At 37.0% G+C, this 2148-nt stretch carries 2 protein-coding genes; one reads left to right on the top strand and one right to left on the bottom strand.

Going from position 1 to position 2148, the window contains the following annotated elements; genetic code table 11:
• Window positions 1–268 precede the first annotated feature (268 nt).
• Complete coding sequence (locus IT781_RS21685) at window positions 269–994, top strand: hypothetical protein (protein ID WP_194972254.1); 726 nt, start codon at window positions 269–271, stop codon at window positions 992–994.
• A 113-nt stretch (window positions 995–1107) separates the two neighbouring features.
• On the opposite strand, the gene IT781_RS21680 is transcribed toward IT781_RS21685, so the two are convergent.
• A complete protein-coding gene (locus IT781_RS21680; RefSeq protein ID WP_194972253.1) occupies window positions 1108–2055 on the bottom strand; it encodes a site-specific integrase in 948 nt (315 codons plus the stop codon).
• Window positions 2056–2148 lie beyond the last annotated feature (93 nt).

The raw sequence follows: 2148 nt of genomic DNA, 5'->3' as shown, positions 1-2148 counted from the left end.
TAGAAAAACATAACTATTACTAAGATGATTATCTAAATCCTACGTTAAGTTATAAGTCGAGACTTAATTCTATTTCTCACTCGTTAAGCAGCTTAGATAGAAATCGCGCTTATTACCAATAACGCTTAGTATTTATTTTTAGACTACCTTTTAATGCTGTGTACTAATGCTTACTTATTGTTACAATTCGAAATGAGTTGGGATAATTCACACTAAATTGAGTTACTTCTTATAGATGGATACGAATTATTAAATAGTAAGGATAAAAATGAAAAATAGAATGATTATTACAGGTCTCTGCATACAGTTAATCGGGTGTGCAAGTCTAAAATACCCTGGTTGGGAGCAGGTCAAATTCGAAGAAACAGTCTATAAAAAGCCTTGCAAGTACGTAACAGAAGAGCTCTGTTCTGCCCCCTCTGAAGGGTGTCCGGAGTGGCAAAAGAAAAGAGCCATTGTTTATGGGGCTAATACTGTTGTGCGAACCAGCAATAGCTCACACACCTCAATGGGTGAATACTTCTATTGCGCTTCCGACCTGCCTCCATTTATTGCTAGGCCAAAATCAATATGGCTTGTGAGGAATAAATTTAACCCAATGGCAACAAAGCTTGATTTCGATAAAACTGTTGCTAAGTGTAATTACGAAACTAGCAAAGCAGCACTTAATGAGACTAACATTAACAACCCTGCAACGGCGTTTCAGTATGATACTTCCGATGACCCGCTTTTCGGTTTAGCTAATACGCTATCGCAAATATCGGCTAGAAGAATTAACGAAGAAAACACCAAGAATCGTATCGAAAAGTTTAAATCTGATTTAAAGTCACTTTATAATCAGTGTCTTGAGGCTGATGGGTTTATATCAACATATTCATCGGATGAAAAGTCTTTGGTTGAACGCAATAAGAACTGCCCAGATATTGGCAATCGTATAGCGCCTTGTTTTATCTCGGAAGCTGCTAATAAAATCTCGGAAGCAACTAATAAATAAGTGACTGCGAGAAGCTAATGAACATATAAAAGCCCTAATTTTTTACAGTTAAGGGCTTTTAATAAGAGTCGGCTTGTAGCTATTCTTTGATTTCCATTGCTATTTCATAGCTTTTAAAGCTTGGAGATTAATGTTCTTGGGTTTATATGTGTGTAACGCTTGAGCATAGACAAATCCTTATGCCCTGATATTGAACTGACTTCCATCATGTTTAAGCCTTTCTCGAATAAAGCTGAAACTCCCTCATGTCTAAGGTCATGTAATCTAAAATTATCAATGCCTATCGTTTTACAGTGTGTAATAAACTTTTCGGTAAGCCACTCTTTGCTGTAATTCAGAAGAAAGTCAGTTTTAGCTTCTTTTATTAGGAAGACTAAAGAGTCTAAAGCTCTATTACTGATAGGGATTGTTCTATCTTCATCGTTCTTCGTGTCTTTTAGATGAATTAGTCTTGACTCACAATCAATATCTTCGATTCTTAGTTTAGATAGTTCACCTCTGCGCATAGCAGTTTCTATAAGAAGTATGATGATATGCTTAAGATAGTTATCCGCAGAATTTAGTAGCAACTCAAACTCATTAGCTTTTAATCTTCTTGTTCTGGCTTGGCCTTTAAGGGAAGGTGAGGCTAAAAAAGGTACTGAATCAACATATCCCCATTCGATGCCTTTCTTCATTGCTCTACGGATTAGCCCTAGTTCATGCTTTACGGTTTGGTTTGAGGCAGTAGCTAATCGTTTATCACGGTATGAGGCTAACAAGCTACTTGTAATTTGACTTAGAGGGAGATGACCTAATTGTCTGGAAACCAAAGCCACTTTATAGCGTTCGACAGGCCAGCTTTTGAGATTAACTAAGACTTCTTGTTCCCAGCGATTGAGCAGAAAGGATAGGGGGACACTTTCTTTTTTAACTGTAAAGCTACCTTGTTCGATTTTGACTTCTTGTTCTTTTGCCCACTTAAGAGCATCTGACTTGTTGGTAAAAGTCTTGCTTATGCTTTTACCTTCTTTACGAACCTGAACTTGATACTTGTTAAGTCTTTTGCGGATAGTCGCCATTTTTACTCCAACTGTGACACCAGTGTGACAAAGGAGCTTTAAAAACGACTTTGATCTTGATACTATCTATACTTAAGTGATGTGAACTTTAGC

This window comes from Methylobacter sp. BlB1 (assembly GCF_015476545.1).
In the GTDB taxonomy this organism is placed as follows: Bacteria; Pseudomonadota; Gammaproteobacteria; order Methylococcales; family Methylomonadaceae; genus Methylobacter.
This window is presented reverse-complemented; position numbering and strand designations above follow the sequence as displayed.